This window comes from Ciceribacter sp. T2.26MG-112.2, assembly GCF_900492205.1.
In the GTDB taxonomy this organism is placed as follows: Bacteria; Pseudomonadota; Alphaproteobacteria; order Rhizobiales; family Rhizobiaceae; genus Allorhizobium; species Allorhizobium naphthalenivorans_A.
Window position 1 is genome coordinate 110,185 of sequence record NZ_UEYQ01000002.1, and the last position, 16,337, is coordinate 126,521.

Genomic DNA, 16,337 nt, shown 5'->3' on the forward strand with positions numbered 1-16,337 from the left:
GGATCGTCGGGACAGTGGGTTCAGGCGCGCCGGCGGAAACGGCCGGGGCGGAAGGGGGCAAGGGAAAGGCTGGCGGGGCGGCCGGCGGCAAGTTCGCCGATCAGCCTGCCGGTCGCGGCCGACTGGGTGAGGCCGAGATGGCCATGGCCGAAGGCGTAAAGGACGGCGGGGCTGGCGCTGGAACGGCCAATGACCGGCAGGCAATCCGGCATGGAGGGACGGAAACCCATCCATTCGCGTCCGCCCTCGGTCTTCAGGTCAGGCAGGAAGCGCGCGGCCTTGGCTAGCAATGCCTTCGAGCGGCGATAATTGGGGGCAAGTTCCAGGCCGCCCAGTTCAACTGCCCCACCGACACGGATACCCTCCGAAAGCGGTGTGACGACGAAGGCATGGTCGTTGAAATAGAGCTGGCGTTGGAGGGGAAACGCCTGGGCGGGGAGCGTCGTGTTGTAGCCGCGCTCGGTTTCGAGCGGCACCGGATCGCCCAGCCGTGCGGCCAGCACCTTCGACCAGGCACCGCCCGCGACAACAACCGACGTAGCCTTTATCGTCGCTCCGTCGTCAAGCGTGATCGTCGCACCGTCTGCATGCGGTGCAATGTCCCTGACTTCGCCCTTTCGCAGTACGCCGCCACGGGCGGTCACGAGATCGGCGATCGCCCGGGTCAGGCCTTTGGGATCATTCACCTGGATGCCGGCGGGTGAATACATGGCATGGCGGAACTGCGGGGCGAGGCCCGGTTGCAGCCGATCGATCTCCGCCCGTCCGACGCTGGTGAACTGGAACCCGGCCTTCTCTTTCTCCAGCCAGTCGGAGGCTGCCGCGTCAAAACTCGCTTCGCTGTCATAGAGATCCAGCGTTCCGGTCGTGTCGAAGAAGCTGGCAAGCTCCGGGGTTTCGCGAATATGCAGCATTTCGGCGGCGGCGAGGCGCATCATCTCCGTTTGTGCGGTGATGCCATGGGCGAAGGCCTTGCGCGAACTGGCGCGCCAGAAATGAAAGAGCCACGGGGCGATTTTCAGCCCATAGGCGGGCGGCACGCTCAAAGGGCCCAGGGGATCGAGCAGCCATTTCGGCGCCTTGAACATGATGCCGGGCGAGGCAACGGGAATGATCTCGGGAAAGGCGAGGATGCCGGCATTACCGGCGCTCGCGCCGGCGGCAACCTCCTCGCGCTCGAGGAGCAGCACCTGGCGCCCCTCGGCCTGCAGGTAGAGGGCGGCCATGACGCCCACGATCCCGGCCCCGACGACGACGGCATCGGCATTTGTCTCGGCAGTCATATCTTCTTCCCGTTCAGCTGTTTGGTGGATGAAACGGTCGGCCCTTCGCGTCACGGATTCCCGATCGCCACCGCCTTGTGCATGTCGCGCGCGACATAGTCCTGGATCTGCCGGACGATCTGGGCTGCATGGGCAATCGCCAGCCGGTCGGCCTTTTCGATGTCTCCGGCCTCGATCGCGGCGATCATGTCCTCGTGCTCTTCGACGTATTGCAGCGGCAGCCGGTCGTCGAAGGTGGAATAGTAGAGCCGCAGAATGCGCCGGCCCTCGTCGAGCAGGCGGCCGAAGAAGCCGGTGTAATAGGGATTGCCGGCGAGTTCGGCGATGGCGACATGGAACTCGCGGTTGGCCTCGATCATCGCATAGGCGTCATGCGCCCGAACCGCGGCCTCGAACTCGCACTGACGCTGGCGGATAACGGCCATGCGCGCCGGATCCTTGCGGCCGGCGGCTCCACGTGTGGTGACGCGGTACATCAGCGTCAAGGCGTCGAAGTAGGGTGGCAGGCTGGCGAAATCGATCGTCGAGACGATCGTGTTACGGTTCGGCAGCGTCGTCACCAGGCCATCGGAGGACAGCCTCAGGAGCGCTTCGCGCACGGGGGTCCTGGACATGCCGAAGCGTTCCGAAAGCCGCACCTCGTCGAGCGGGCTGCCGGGCTCCAGGCGCATGGAAAGAATCTCCTGGCGCAGGCGGTCATAGACCGTCTGGGTGCCGGAGCCTCTCAACCTCGGCGTTTCGGGTCTGCCGTCGTTATCCATATCGCTCATGTCTGGGCCTGCATGGGGTCGTCTGCGAGAATGGTCTCGCCTGCATGCATATTGTCGACAGACGCACTGCGCAACTGTTTTCATCAATCCGGTTCCAGCGGACGATGGAGTTTGGGCCTGGAAAGCTGGGCCAGCGGCACCGCGTTCTTCTCACACGTGCAGAGAGGAGTGTCGCGATGGTGCGTTCCGCTCGCGTGGAAATTTCTTCTCCGGTGGTTGGACGGCGCTCCACCTTGCGGAGCGCCGTCGAATGACCGTTCGGACCAGAACAGCGACCGCCTGCCGAGGGCGGGCCTGTCATGCGGATCGCAGATACTCGGATCAGTCGCCGTAGCCGACGATGCCCTTGATCTCGAGGAAGTCATGAATGCCCCAATCGGCATATTCGCGGCCATTGCCCGACTGCTTGTAGCCGCCGAACGGCGCGTGCGTGTCCCATTCCGGGTAATTGAGGTAGACGGAGCCGGCGCGCATCTCGAGCGCTACGGCCCGCGCATGTTCGATGTCCTGCGACTGGACATAGGCCGCAAGGCCGTAGACCGTGTCATTGGCAATGGCGATCGCCTCCTCCTCGGTCTTGTAGGGAAGGATCGCCAGAACCGGGCCGAAGACCTCCTCGCGCGCGATAGTCATGTCGTTGGTGACATTGCCGAACACGGTCGGGCGGACATAATAGCCGCGGTTCAGGCCCTCGGGGCGGCCAAGGCCACCGGTGACGAGGGTCGCCCCTTCCTTGATGCCGGCCTCGATCAGGCGCTGGATCTTGTCGAACTGCAATTGTGAGACGACCGGGCCGAGATCGGTGTCCTCGGCGGTCGGGCTGCCGACCTTGTGGGCTTCGGCGGCGGCCTTGGCAAATTTCAGCGCTTCCTCATGACGATCGGCCGGAACCAGCATGCGGGTGGGTGCGTCGCAGGACTGGCCGGAATTGCCGAAGCAGCCGCGCACACCCTTCCTGACGGCGCGCTCGAGGTCGGCGTCGGGCAATATGATATTGGCCGATTTGCCGCCGAGTTCCTGGGCGACGCGCTTGACGGTGTCGGCGGCGGTCTTGGCGACGATGATGCCGGCGCGGGTCGAGCCGGTGAAGGAGACCATGTCGACGTCCGGATGGCCGGCCATGACCTGGCCGACATCGGGACCGGTACCGTTGACGAGGTTGAACACGCCGTTGGGCACGCCGGCCTCTTCCATGATCTCAGCCCAGACGATGCCGGAGATCGGGGCGATTTCCGAGGGCTTCAGAACGACGGTGCAACCGGCGGCGATCGCCGGGGCAACCTTGCAGACGATCTGGTTGAGCGGCCAGTTCCACGGCGTGATAAGTGCGCAGACGCCGATTGGCTCCTTGACCACCATGGTCGAGCCGCGCTTCTCGCTGAACTCATAATTCTGGAGCGCCTCGATGGTCGACTCCATATGGGCGCGCCCGGCCCATGCCTGGGCATCACGCGCAAAGGACAGGGGCGCCCCCATTTCTTCGGATACGGCAACCGCGATGTCCTCGAAACGAGCATTGTAGACGTCGAGAATTTTCTTCAGCAATGCCAGGCGATCGGCGACCGGTGTCCTGGAAAAGCTGGCGAAGGCCTTCTTGGCGGCGGCAACGGCCCTGTCGACATCGGTCTTGGAACCGAGGGAGATACGGGTATAGGCCTCTTCGGTCGCCGGGTTGATGACGTCCAGGGTTGCCGGTACCGCGGGGTCTACCCAGACGCCGTCGATGAAGAATTTCAGGTGATGAGACATGCAAGGCTCCATTGAGAGGTCGATAAGGGCGAGGCAGGCATGCCGGGAGCAGCCGAGACGGCGATCGCCGTCGATCCTGGTTAGTCATAGAACGGGCGGCCCACGGCTTCCAGTGGTTCGACAGTTGCAGGAGAGCGATTGTCAGTCAGGCGACCGCGCGCAGTGCACCAGGCTGGTCCTGCCGCTGCTTTTGGCGCAGCGCCTCGTGCATCAGCACCTCGTCGGCGAAGGCGCGCGCATTGTCCCGCGCCTTGCCCAGGTTGCTGACGCTGGCAGTGGTGAGCGTGTGCAGCGAACCGCCGAAATCGAACACGTCGCGGAAGGCGGAGCGCTCGATGATCGGCGTGTCCATCACATGTACGCGCCGCTCAGCCAGCAGGGCCTTGACGGTCTGCAGCGCGCGTGTGGTGACCATCGAATTGACGCGGGTCAGAACGACCGAGAAGGGAATGTGGATGTTTCCCCTGTCGGCCAGGTATTGCATGAGTTCGATCACGTGGGCGCCACCCTGCGCATCCATCGAGCAACCCTGGATCGGGATCAGAACGTGGTTCGAATAGCCAATCGCCTTGGCGAGCAGCGGGGTGCGGGCGCCGGGCAGGTCGATCAATACGTAGTCGGCCTCGCGCTTGCCGTCTTGAATGTGCTTTTCGAGCGTGGCCTGGGTGACGTAGGGAACGACGTTGACCTTGGTCCGGTCGCCGGAGTTTTCCCGCCACCGGCTGATCCAGTATTGCGGATCGGCATCGAGAATGGTGACGCGGAATCCCATTCTCTCCAGCTCGGTCGCCAGCAGCAGCACCGCCGTGGTCTTTCCCGCGCCGCCCTTGGTATTGGCAAAGGTGATGACCGGCATAGTCGATTTCCCGCGTCTCAGAACTGATCGGAACCCATTGGGCTTGCGCCGTTTTCTACTGCGGATTCTCCGCCGGACATGGTTAATCTTGTTTGAACGGTCTCGGCGAATTGTAGCGCTGCGCTTTTCAGCGACGCCGATCCGCGGCGAGGATTTCATGGGCGACCAGTTCGAGCGGAACGATTTTGTCGACCCCGCCGCGGGCCACGGCCTCCTTCGGCATCCCGTAGACGACCGCGGTCGCCTCGTCCTGAGCAAGCGTATAGGCCCCGGCGTCGTGCATTTCCGCCATGCCGCGCGCGCCATCATCGCCCATGCCGGTCATGATCACGCCCATGGCATTCGATCCGGCGGCCCGCGCGGCCGAGCGGAACAGCACGTCGACCGAGGGCCGGTGTCGCGACACCAGCGGGCCTGAACGGACGGAGACGTGGTAGCGGGCGCCCTGCCGTTCGAGCAGCATGTGGTGGTCGCCCGGGGCGATGAGGACGTGACCGCGCAGCACGGGATCGCCGTCCACGGCCTCCTTCACCTCCACCTCGCAGAGCGTGTTCAGACGTTTGGCAAAGGCGGCAGTGAATTTTTCCGGCATGTGCTGCACGATGACGATGCCGGGGGAATTGGCGGGGAGCCGTTCGAGGAAATCACGCAGTGCCTCGGTTCCTCCGGTGGAGGCGCCGACGCAGACCACCATCTCGGTGGTCTTGGCCATCGCCTTGCCGCTCGGCGGCGGCAGCACGGCATCGGCCGTCAGCCGGGTCGCGGGGCCGCTCTGTGACGAGGCGCGCCTTGGCCGACCGATGATGCGGGCCTGGGCCGCACTCTTGACGGCCTCGCAGATCCGCATGCCAGACTCCGCCAGGTGATCGGCCGCGCCGATCTTCGGCTTCAGGATCACGTCGACGGCGCCGGCCTCGAGAGCCTGGAGCAGCGTTTCCGATCCCTGTTCCGTCAAGGACGAGCACATCACCACGGGTATGGGGCGTTGCGCCATCAACTTGCGCAGGAAGGTGATCCCGTCCATGCGCGGCATTTCGACGTCGAGCGTGATGACGTCCGGGATCTCGTCCTGGATCTTTCTCGCCGCCATGAACGGGTCCGAAGCCGTGCCAATGACCTCGATTTCCGGGTCGGCCTCGAGTACGCGGCTCAGTGTCTGCCTGACGCTGGCGGAATCATCGATGATGAGGACGCGGACTCTCTTGGTTATCAAGCTGTCTCATACCTTTTCGAAGACGGTGTTGGCCACCTGGCGGATCGGAAGGTCGAAGCCCGATACCGTCTCGGAATGTCCAATGAACAGGTAGCCCCCCGGGGCCAGGCATTCGATGAGCCGGGAAAGAACACGGTGCTGCGTCGGCTTGTCGAAATAAATCAGCACATTGCGGCAGAAGATGATGTGCATGGGGTCGCCGACGCCATAGCTCTGATCCATCAGGTTGAGGCGGGCAAAGCCGACCCTGGAGCGAAGGTCGGGATGGATGCGCACCTCGCGGCGGCTGGGATCGCGGGCCTGCATCACATAGCGGTCGTGATACACCGCGGGAACGGGCGCAACCATGTCCGCACTGTAGATGCCGCGGCGGGCGGTCTGCAGCACTTCCGTGCTCAGGTCGGTAGCCAGGATCGCATAGTCCTGATGCGGGTTTGCGCCGGTAAAGTCGTCGAGCACCATGGCGAGCGTGTAGGGCTCGGCACCGGTCGAGCATGCAGAGCTCCAGATCCGGAAGCGGCGCAGATCCCTTGCGGCCAGTTTCGGCAGGGCGTGATCCCGCAGGTATGTGAAGTGGTTCGGTTCGCGGAAGAAGTCGGTCTTGTTGGTGGTCACGGCATCGATCAGGTACACCTTCTCATGCTCGAGCCCGTCCTGCTTGAACAGGTAGTCGCAATAGTCGTCGAAACTCGAAATGCCCGTTGCCCGCAGTCGGCGGCGCAGGCGACCCTCCAGCATGGTCATCTTGGTCGGCGGCATCTTGATGCCGCTGTAATCATAGATGAACCGTGCGAGATGGTCGAAATTTCGCTTGCTGATATGGTCCTCGACGCAGGCAACTGTGGCGACTGCAGACATTCATTCGGCTCCAGTCGGATCAGGCGGCATTGCGCGCGGAAAGAAGGGCGGTGTCGCCGCTCGACAGAAGCCGGGCAAGATCGACGATGACGACGAAGCCTTCGTCGCGCCGCACGACACCGGCGATGTAGTCCGAACTCCAGCGCACGCCGATCTCCGGGGCCGCCTCGATCTGGCTGCGGCGGAACGGAATGACCTCGAATACCTTGTCGGCGACCATGCCGAGCGAGAGCACTCGGGTTTCGAGCGGAATATCAAGCACCAGCACGCGGGTACTCGATGTGGGCTCGGTCTTGGAGAGACCGAGCTTGAGTCTCAGATCAATGGTCGGCACGCCCTGGCCGCGCACATCGCGCAGCCCGAGCAGGTAGTCCGGTCCATTGGGAATGCGGAACAGTTCCTCGTAGTCGAGGATCTCGCGCACCACCCCGACGGGAACGGCAAAGACTTCCTTGCCCAGGGCAAAGGTGACGAACTGGGCTTCGTCGGACATGCCGGTGGCCATCATGCGCTCTCCTTGAATTCGTTGTCTGCGGCGTCCGGTCCGCCCATGCTGAGGTCGAGGGCAAAACCCTTGACCCGTGCCTGCTGGGCGACGACCGTCGAACTGACCTTTGCAGCCGGCCGTGACAGCGGCTTGGCGGCAGCTTGCGGACGAGCGACGGCAACCGGCTTCGGCTGAACGCCGCGGGCGGCGGTGTCGACCTTGAAGAAGGCGATCGAGCTTTGCAGTTCTTCGGCCTGGGCGGCCAGTTCTTCCGAGGTCGCCGACATTTCCTCCGAGGCGCCGGCATTCTGCTGGGTTACCTTGTCGAGCTGCTGGATCGCCTCGTTGATCTGGGCAGCGCCGATGTCCTGCTCGCGGCAGGCGGCCGAGATTTCCGCCACCAGTTCGGCGGTCTTGCGGATGTCCGGCACCAGCCGGTTCAGCATTTCGCCGGCATTCTGCGCCGACTGCACGGTCTCGCCCGACATGGCGCTGATTTCGGCGGCTGCCGACTGCGAGCGCTCGGCGAGCTTGCGCACCTCGGAGGCGACGACGGCAAAGCCCTTGCCGTGTTCGCCCGCACGGGCCGCTTCGACCGCGGCGTTGAGCGCCAGCAGGTCGGTCTGGCGGGCGATCTCCTGGACGATCGAGATCTTCTCGGCGATCGTGCGCATGGCGGCCACGGCGCGGTTGACGGCATCGCCTGAGGTCTCGGCATCCTTGGCCGACTGGCGAGCGATCTTTTCCGTCTGGGTGGCGTTATCGGCGTTCTGCTTGATGTTGGCGGCCATCTGCTCCATCGAGGCGGAGGCCTCTTCGGCGGAGGCGGCCTGTTCGGTCGCACCCTGGCTCAGCTGCTCGGAGCTAGCCGACAGTTCCTGGCTGCCCGACGAGACGTTGTCGGAGGCCGACAGCGCATCGGCGACAACGCCGCGCAGGCGCTCCACCATGCTGGCAAGCGAATGTCCGAGTATGTCCTTGTCGGATTGCGGCTTCGGCGTCACGGTCAGGTCGCCGTCGGCGATCCTTTCGGCAATGACGGCCATTTCCTTGAGGTTGGCGGTCATGCGGTTGATCGTGTCGACGAGGTCCTTGATCTCGTCATTCGTCTTCATCTCGACGTTCTGGTCGAGGTCGCCGATGGCGACTGCCTCGGCGACAGCCATGATCTTGCGCAGGCCGGCACTGATGCCCAACGCAATCCAGACGGCAGTGACGACGGCAATCAGGGTCGCGACGACGGAGGCGATGATCAGTTCCAGGCGCGCGAGTTCATATTCCTCGTCCGATGCCAGCTTGGCTGCCTGCATGCGGTCGCGATTGATCTGGACACCCTCGTCGAGCTTCGCCGTCAGGGCGACGGCCTCCTCGTGGCTCTTGCCGGCCGAAAGTGCCATTGCGGCTTCCTTGTTGCCGGAGCGCACGAGATCCTGGACGCGGTCGTCACTTTCGATGAAATGGTCGAGCACGACCTTCAGCTCGTCCCAATAGGCTTTCGTTGCCGCGCTTGCGGTCGAGGAGAGCTGGGTGAAATGCTGCTGGAGTTCGGCGTGGCCCTCGTTGCTCGCCTTGATGAAGCTTTGCGTCTCCTGCGGCGTGGCGGCCAGGATCATGCTCTTCTGCGCAGTCACGACATCCCTGGTAAGCGCGTTGAGTTCGTGGATCTGGTCGAGACGGGCGGCGGAGACGTCCACGACCTCGTCCATGCCGTCCTTCATGAGGGCGAGGTTGAAAATACCGAAGCCTGCGGAGCCCGCCAGCATGAAAATCAAGAAACTAAAGGCCAATGCCAATTTAAGTTTGATGGTAAAACGCATTCTAGTCCCCATTCTGCCCAAGATTCGCGGAAGCCAAGGGCATCCGACGGACTGCGTGTGTTCCGGAGCAGGGGGGCGATCCATTCACGCCTGCCTATTGTTGTCCTTCGACGGGATGGTCCGGGGCTCATGCTCCGGACCATCCTCCTGGCAAATTGCCGTGGACGAGAGGTCTGACGACCGGAAGGGTCAGGCGCTCTCCTTGAACTCGTTGTCCGCGGCGTCCGGTCCGCCCATGCTGAGGTCGAGGGCAAAGCCCTTGACCCGTGCCTGCTGGGCGGCGACCGTGGATGTGGACGTTGCCTGGCGTGGTGCGGGACGGGCCGGGCCCTTTGCCGGGGAACGGCTCACTACGGCTACCGGCCTCGGCTGAACGGCGCGGGCGGCTGTGTCGACCTTGAAGAAGGCGATCGAGCTTTGCAGTTCTTCGGCCTGGGCGGCCAGTTCTTCCGAGGTTGCCGACATTTCTTCCGAGGCGCCGGCATTCTGCTGGGTCACCTTGTCGAGCTGCTGGATCGCCTCGTTGATCTGGGCAGCGCCGATGTCCTGCTCGCGGCAGGCGGCCGAGATTTCCGCCACCAGTTCGGCGGTCTTGCGGATGTCCGGCACCAGCCGGTTCAGCATTTCGCCGGCATTCTGGGCGGACTGGACGGTCTCGCCCGACATGGCGCTGATCTCGGCTGCGGCCGATTGCGAGCGCTCGGCCAGCTTGCGCACTTCGGACGCGACGACGGCAAAGCCCTTGCCGTGTTCGCCGGCGCGGGCGGCCTCGACCGCTGCGTTGAGCGCAAGCAGGTCGGTCTGGCGGGCGATTTCCTGGACGATCGAGATCTTCTCGGCGATCGTGCGCATGGCGGCCACCGCGCGGTTGACGGCATCGCCGGAGGTCTCGGCATCCTTGGCCGACTGACGGGCGATCTTTTCCGTCTGGGCGGCGTTGTCGGCGTTCTGCTTGATGTTGGCGGCCATCTGCTCCATCGAGGCGGAGGCCTCTTCGGCCGATGCTGCCTGTTCGGTCGCGCCCTGGCTCAGCTGTTCCGAGCTTGCCGACAGTTCCTGGCTGCCCGACGACACGTTGTCGGAGGCCGACAGTGCATCGGCAACGACGCCGCGCAGGCGCTCCACCATGCTGTTGACATAGCCCAGCAGTTCGCCGATTTCGTCGCGGCTGGTGATCGCCGCCGTCTTGGTGAGGTCGCCTTCTGCAACATCACGCACGACGCTGACGGCGCGGCTAAGGCCACGGCTGATCGAAAGCGAAAGCCAGATCGCAGCGGCGACGGCGAGCAGTACGGCCACGCCGGCAACGCCCGTCAACAGCGTACGGGTGTCCGCGTAAAGTGCCTCATTTTCCGCGACGGCCGAGGTGAGTGCAGTCTCGTTGCGGTCCACGCTGGCATAGGCCAGCTCGGAAATCTCCGGCAACATATTGCGCAGTTCGCCCGACGAGATCTCCTTGGCGGCCAGCATGTTGCCGGCCAGGTGGAAGTCTCTCATCTTGGCATTGAGGGACTTCAGCGTTTCGCCGAGCGCGATCGTGCGCTGCCAGCTCGCTCGGCCCGTCTCGGAGGACACGACGAGCGACTCCTGCGCGTATTTGAGAAGCGCGTCGATGTGGCTATCCGCCGTCTTGTAGAAGCTTTCTGCCTCAGCAAGGGTCTCGGCGAGAAGTGCGTTCTTCTGGGCGCGGACGGTTTCGGCCTGTTCCGTCGTCACGCGCAAGGCATATTCCAGGCGCTTGACGTTGCCAGTGACGAGTTGCTCGGCCGATGAATTGATCGTGCTCAGGCTGGTGATGCCATAGAGCGTGATGCCCACCAGCATCAGGATGATCGCCGCAAAGGCGATCGACAGTTTCAATTTGATAGTCACGCGCATCTTACCCCTCTGAAGATCCGTTGGCTCACGCCGCCGCTGCGGCGTCTCGCTTCGCCGAGAAAATTTCGTTCAAGTTTGGAATGATCACGAAGTCCGCGCCCCGCTTGACGAGGCAGTCGATGTAGTCGGCGCGCCAGCGCATGCCGATGCTGGGAGGATTTTCCCGCGCCGCCCGGCTGAGTGTCGTTACCTCGTGCACCTTGTCGGTGCGCACGCCGACCAGGGTCGCCTCGCCCTCGATTTCGAGCTCCGCGACGATGATCCGGCTGTCGATGGTCGGCTTGGTCGCCGCCATGCCGAAGGCGAGCCGGATGTCGGCCAGCGGAATGACCTTGCCGCGGAAATTGATGACGCTGCCGACGAAGGGACGGGCGCCGGGAACGGCTGTTTCCGGCAGGAGATCGAGGATTTCCTGAACCATCGTGGCGTCGAAGGCGAAGGTCTCGCCGGCGAGGTCGAACGTCAGAACCTCGCGTTCTTCCTTGTCGCCCCACTGATCGGTCGTCTGCTGAACTGCTGTTTTCATCATCCGGCCGCACGCAATTGCGCCTCCTGTTGCTGTCCGGCCGCCACCAGGTGGGCGACGTCCAGAATGAGTGCCACGCTGCCATCCCCGAGGATGGTGGCGCCCGAGAAGGTCGCGACGTCGTGGTGAAGCTTGGACAGCGATTTGATCACCGTCTGGTGATCCCCGATGATCTGGTCGACGACGAGACCGACCCGTTCCGAGCCTGTGGAAATGACGACGATCTTCTGGAACGGATCGGGTTCGGTCCGGGTGTTGAAGAGTTCTCTCAGGCGAATGAACGGGACGAGGCTGTCGCGCAGCGAGATGAAGCTGCGACCGCGCGAGCGAAGGTCGGTTTCCGGCGAGAGCTCCAGGCATTCTTCCACCGCCGACAGCGGGATGACATAGGCACCGGTGCCGATGCGCACGAGGAGTCCGTCGATAATGGCGAGCGTCAGCGGAATCCTGAGCGCGATTTCCGAGCCGTTGCCGGGTGTGCTGGTGACTTCGATCGCACCACGCAGGGCTTCCACGGTCTTCTTGACGACATCCATGCCCACGCCGCGGCCCGAGAGGCTGGTGATCTGCTGGGCGGTGGAAAAGCCCGGCTGGAAGATCAGATGCAGCAGTTCCTGGTCGCTCAGGGCTGCGCCCGGCTGGATCAGGCCCGAGGATTCGGCCTTGGCGCGAACCCGCGCGCGGTTGATGCCGCGGCCATCGTCCTTGACGGTGATGATCACTTCGCCGCCCGACTGGCGCGCCGACAGGCGGACGTGGCCCGCTTCCGGCTTGCCGGCGGCGCGGCGCTCGTCCGGGGTTTCGAGGCCATGGTCGATCGAGTTGCGCACCAGATGGACCAGCGGATCGGCGAGGCGGTCGATGACCGTCTTGTCGACTTCGGTGGTCTCGCCCTCGGTCTCCAGTTCGATCACCTTGCCCGTCTCGCGGGACAGGTCGTGCACCAGGCGGCGGAACCGGCCGAACAGGCTGGCGACCGGCATCATGCGCAGGACCATCATCGTGTCGCGCAGTTCGCCCGACAGGCGTTCGATGTCTTCCGACACGGCACGCAGCTGGATTTCGATGCTGGCATCGGCAAGCTGGGACAGACGCGACTGGGCAATGACCAGTTCGCCGACGCGGTCCATCAACTCGTCGAGGCGCTCGGCCGGAACGCGAACATTTTCTGCGGCCTTTGACTGTTTCTGTTCGGTCGCTGTGGATTGAGGTGCGGGCGCTGCGGCGGGTGTCGCGGACCGGGCGGCAATCACCGGAGCCGGGACGGGCACGTCTGCGGCTGCGGCTGCGGTCCCGACGTCCGCTTCGGCCACCGGCTTCGTCTCGCGCAGGATCGGTTCGATCGACAGTTCCATCTCGTCCATGACGAAGATGAACACGTCCTCCACCGCCGTGCGGTCGGCATCGCCCAGGAGCTCGACGGTCCATCCGAGATGAATGTCCGACGGGTTGAGGCTGTCGAGGGGCGGCAGTTTGCTCTTGTCGACGGTGATGCGGCAGTCGCCGAGATCGCGCAGCTCGTCGAGAAGGCCGAGCGGATTGGTGCCGTTGGCCATGGCATTGGCCGGCAGCCGGAAGCGCACCGTCCAGCCGGCGCGATCGCTGCCGTCCTGTTTGACCGGCGCCGTTGCCTCCGGCTCGGCCGGTGAGACGGCAGCCGAGTTGCCGCTGCCATTGACGGCGGCATGGAGCGAGCCCAGCAGGGTGCTGCTCTTGTCATCGTGGTCGCCGTGCGGCGCTTCGATCAGGGCCTTCATGTGGTCCTGTGCGGCAAGGACCGCGGCAACCAGTTCCTGGCTTGCCGGCACGTCGCCCTTGCGGACCCGGTCGAAGGCGGTCTCGCAATGATGGGTAAAGGCGGCAAGGGCGTCGAAGCCGAACATGGCGCCGGAGCCCTTGAGCGTGTGAAGGCCGCGGAAGACCGCGTCGATCTGATCCTTGTCGTCGAGCCTGTGGGTGAGGTCGAGAAGGCCGATCTCGATCTGCTCGAGAAGTTCGGCGGCCTCCGTGAGAAAGACGGCAATCGGATCGGTGTCACTCATTTGCCGAGGACTTTCCGGGCGATCTTGACGAGGTTTTCCGGATCGAAGGGCTTGGTCAGCCAGCCGGTGGCGCCTGCGGCCTTGGCCTGGCTCTTGATCTCGCCATCGGATTCGGTGGTCAGGAAGATGACCGGTACGCCGGTATGCGCCGGCATCTTGCGCAGCTCCCGGATCATGGTCAGCCCGTCCATGTTCGGCATGTTCAGGTCGGTGACGATCAGATCGAATGTGCCGGCCGAAAGCTTGGCGATGCCGTCAGCCCCGTCTACGGCCTCCGTCACCGCATAGCCGGCATTGGACAAGGCGATCTTCGTCGTCATTCGAATGCTGGCCGAATCGTCGACGGTGAGAATATGTGCGCTCATTGGGCGGATCCCTTGTGAAGCCAGAAGAGTGCGTCCTCGTGCGACGCGTTTTCGATGAAGCCGGCTCGACCGAGCACGTCGAGCAAAGAGCCGCTGGCCGGTTGCGACAGCGACAGCGTTTTTCCATGCGTGCGGGCAAACAGCCGTGCGGCTTCCACGACCTGGACGAAGGCGAGGTCCACCTCGGGCTCGTCGGCGAGATCCAGTATCACAGGTTGCGTGCCGGAAAGTGCGGCCGATAGTTCGGGATAAAACTTGGAGATGTTTCGAATGCCTGTAGCTTTCTCTGGTTTAACTACAGTGCAGTTAAGGCCGTCATTTGACATTACTTTGAATAATCCACCCGAATAGCCTATCTTCCTGAAATCTTGGCGATCGTAAATTAAAGAACTGTAAAAATACTTGGCGACTTTAGGCACGCCAAATCAGGCGTGGAAAATGGGTGCGCGTCCTGGTGGCGTTCCATTAACTAAGCTGCCTTGATTTTTTCGATTTTTATCATGCTGTTAACGGGCGGAAGGGATGGTTTGCCGAAAGCGCGATTACCGGACGACGACTCGAGGATTGCCCTTAAAAATTGAGGGGTAAATACAGATTCGAAGTCAAACCTAAAGTAACGCGTTCTAAAGTTCTAAATTGAATAAATAGAAAAAGACTCTCGAAGCGGAGAAAAAGGTGTCGAGGAATCAAGCATCGGCCTTGGCCACACGCGTCAAGCTTGCAACCGGTCTCTCCGCAGGCCTCGAAAATGCCCGCTTGAGAATCGAAAGCCGCTTCCTCGAAGGGGGCACGGTTCTGCTTGGGGTGCTCGAGTCCGTGTCGAGGATGATCGATACGCTCGACGCCATGATGGTTTCGCTGAGCGGCGAGACGGCTGAGCGGACGCGAGCGGATCTTTCCCGCATCATGGCAAGGCTGGCGGAGCTGCCGCGGCTGGAAGAGAACCGGCAGGAGAACCTGTCCAGGATCGCCGAGATCGAACGGGACCTCGCCGAAGAGGTGGGACGCATGCGCGAGACGCTGCGCTATCTGCGTACCTTCGCGCTGACCGCGAAAATCACCGGCGCCGGCGTCAGCGAGTTTGCCGGTTTCGCCGAAGAGATCATCGATCGCATTCGCTACGGAAGCGACCAGGTCGAGAGCTTCGCCGCCAAACTGGTGGATCTTTCCAGGCAGCTCAAGCCGGCCGCCGCACGCGGCCAGCAGATCCTTGCGAGCTATCGCGATCTGGTCCCGGCGATTGCCGGCGAACTCGAGCGTGGCGCGGGCCAGTTGACGGATCATCACAACCAGCTTGCCGCTGCCGCCAACCAGGTGCGCAAGCTCGCCGGCGCTGTGCAGGCGAAGCTGGCGACCGTGCTTTCGGCCATGCAGATCGGCGACATCACACGCCAGCGCATCGAGCACTGCCAGTCGAGCCTCGCCATCATCGACGACTATCTCGACAGTGCAGCCGGACAGGCGCTCGACGGCGAACAGCGCCGGCGTCTGCGGGCCTGCGTCCTCACTCTCGTCAAGCGGCAGATCGACCAGACCTGTGCCGACTTCCGGCGGGACACAGCAAAGATCGTCTCAACCGTCAGCAGCTTCAAAACCGATGTTTCGGCCATCCTGTCCCTGCGGCAGGGCATGAACGACGACGAGAGCACGGGCAACAGCCTGATCCGGCAGCTGGAAACCAACATCGCCAGCGCCCAGGATGTGGTCAGGACCGTGACTGCGGCGGCCGGCGAGTCCGACGAACTGAGCCGATGCACCGGCCAGATCGTTCGCGAACTGCTGGACGGGATCGAGATCGTGCGGGTGGTGCGGACCGATATTCAATATATGGCGCTCAACACCAACCTGCGCTGCAGTCGCATTGGCGAGGAAGGCCGGGCGATCAATGTCGTAACTGCCGAGCTTCGAGCCTTTGCCGGCCAGATGGATGAGAGTGCCGAGGAAATCCTGTCCGATCTTCACCGGCTCGGCACGTGCGCCGATGCCCTTGGGGGCAGTGGTGAGGCGGCGGCGGAGAGCGAGATCGGCCTTTATCAGCAGCTGGCGCAGGCCCTCGACAGCATCCGCCAGTCGGCTGACCGGATGGAGCAGAGCCTTTCGGCGGTGGACCTGCAAGGCCGCCAGGCGGTCGAGCAGATGGAAGTTACCATCCGCAAGCTAGACTTTCAGGCAGAACTCGGCGACGTCCTTGACGACTGTGCCGCGCAAATCGCCGAAGAAGCCTTGTCCGTCATCCCGGACACCTCCGACATGGCGGGCGATATGGCAGAGATCGGAACGAAGATCGGGCGGCTCTATACCATGGCCGCCGAACGGGACTTGCATGCCGGGATCTTCGGCGCATCATCGGCCGTCGCGGAAAGCCAGGTCGTGGCCTCGGCTGCGCCAGTGTCGGATGAAGAGCTTTTCGACGACGCATTGTTCTAGGAGCGGCCGGACCAGAGGATGCATGTCCGTTGCGCCGGTGCCCTGTTGGCCTGTATGGGTCAAGGC

General features: G+C 63.4%; 14 protein-coding genes. 1 reads left to right on the forward strand and 13 read right to left on the reverse strand.

Features of this window, described 5'->3' with window-relative positions:
• Positions 1 to 20: 20 nt before the first annotated feature.
• The 13 genes from DYZ14_RS04100 to DYZ14_RS04160 all read right to left on the reverse strand — a co-directional run bounded on the left by DYZ14_RS04100 (position 21) and on the right by DYZ14_RS04160 (position 14,263).
• Positions 21 to 1,283 (reverse strand): NAD(P)/FAD-dependent oxidoreductase, encoded by a 1,263-nt coding sequence (locus tag DYZ14_RS04100; protein WP_154719509.1) that lies wholly within the window; start codon positions 1,281 to 1,283, stop codon positions 21 to 23.
• Between the two features lie 50 nt (positions 1,284 to 1,333).
• Positions 1,334 to 2,044, reverse strand: a complete 711-nt coding sequence (locus DYZ14_RS04105; protein WP_154719785.1) for a GntR family transcriptional regulator — start codon at positions 2,042 to 2,044, stop codon at positions 1,334 to 1,336.
• 330 nt (positions 2,045 to 2,374) lie between these two features.
• Positions 2,375 to 3,802, reverse strand: coding sequence for an aldehyde dehydrogenase family protein (locus tag DYZ14_RS04110; RefSeq protein ID WP_154719510.1), 1,428 nt, complete (start codon positions 3,800 to 3,802; stop codon positions 2,375 to 2,377).
• 145 nt (positions 3,803 to 3,947) lie between these two features.
• Positions 3,948 to 4,658: a ParA family protein gene (locus tag DYZ14_RS04115; protein ID WP_195949819.1), complete on the reverse strand. Its 711-nt coding sequence runs from the start codon at positions 4,656 to 4,658 to the stop codon at positions 3,948 to 3,950.
• 127 nt (positions 4,659 to 4,785) lie between these two features.
• Entirely contained in the window at positions 4,786 to 5,868 is a 1,083-nt protein-coding gene (locus DYZ14_RS04120) for a protein-glutamate methylesterase/protein-glutamine glutaminase (RefSeq protein WP_154719786.1), read from the reverse strand.
• Positions 5,869 to 5,877: 9 nt separating this feature from the next.
• On the reverse strand, positions 5,878 to 6,729 hold the full coding sequence (locus tag DYZ14_RS04125; protein WP_154719512.1) for a CheR family methyltransferase: 852 nt from the start codon (positions 6,727 to 6,729) through the stop codon (positions 5,878 to 5,880).
• Positions 6,730 to 6,748: 19 nt separating this feature from the next.
• On the reverse strand, positions 6,749 to 7,237 hold the full coding sequence (locus DYZ14_RS04130; protein ID WP_445292264.1) for a chemotaxis protein CheW: 489 nt from the start codon (positions 7,235 to 7,237) through the stop codon (positions 6,749 to 6,751).
• Positions 7,234 to 9,033, reverse strand: coding sequence for a methyl-accepting chemotaxis protein (locus tag DYZ14_RS04135; protein WP_154719513.1), 1,800 nt, complete (start codon positions 9,031 to 9,033; stop codon positions 7,234 to 7,236). The genes DYZ14_RS04130 and DYZ14_RS04135 overlap by 4 nt, the downstream gene beginning before the upstream one ends.
• Before the next feature lie 189 nt (positions 9,034 to 9,222).
• Positions 9,223 to 10,911 carry a methyl-accepting chemotaxis protein gene (locus DYZ14_RS04140; RefSeq protein ID WP_154719514.1) on the reverse strand — a complete coding sequence of 563 codons (1,689 nt, stop codon included), beginning with the start codon at positions 10,909 to 10,911 and terminating at the stop codon, positions 9,223 to 9,225.
• A gap of 25 nt (positions 10,912 to 10,936) precedes the next feature.
• On the reverse strand, positions 10,937 to 11,440 hold the full coding sequence (locus DYZ14_RS04145; protein ID WP_445292265.1) for a chemotaxis protein CheW: 504 nt from the start codon (positions 11,438 to 11,440) through the stop codon (positions 10,937 to 10,939).
• Positions 11,437 to 13,479, reverse strand: a complete 2,043-nt coding sequence (locus DYZ14_RS04150; RefSeq protein WP_154719516.1) for a chemotaxis protein CheA — start codon at positions 13,477 to 13,479, stop codon at positions 11,437 to 11,439. The genes DYZ14_RS04145 and DYZ14_RS04150 overlap by 4 nt, the downstream gene beginning before the upstream one ends.
• The gene (locus DYZ14_RS04155; protein WP_154719517.1) at positions 13,476 to 13,844 is read right to left on the reverse strand and encodes a response regulator; all 369 of its coding nucleotides are present in this window, start codon (positions 13,842 to 13,844) and stop codon (positions 13,476 to 13,478) included. The genes DYZ14_RS04150 and DYZ14_RS04155 overlap by 4 nt, the downstream gene beginning before the upstream one ends.
• Positions 13,841 to 14,263: an STAS domain-containing protein gene (locus DYZ14_RS04160; RefSeq protein ID WP_232365430.1), complete on the reverse strand. Its 423-nt coding sequence runs from the start codon at positions 14,261 to 14,263 to the stop codon at positions 13,841 to 13,843. Before DYZ14_RS04160 ends, DYZ14_RS04155 begins: the two co-directional genes overlap by 4 nt.
• A gap of 256 nt (positions 14,264 to 14,519) precedes the next feature.
• On the opposite strand from DYZ14_RS04160, the gene DYZ14_RS04165 reads away from it, so the two are divergent.
• Positions 14,520 to 16,271: a methyl-accepting chemotaxis sensory transducer gene (locus DYZ14_RS04165; protein ID WP_154719518.1), complete on the forward strand. Its 1,752-nt coding sequence runs from the start codon at positions 14,520 to 14,522 to the stop codon at positions 16,269 to 16,271.
• Positions 16,272 to 16,337: the final 66 nt, after the last annotated feature.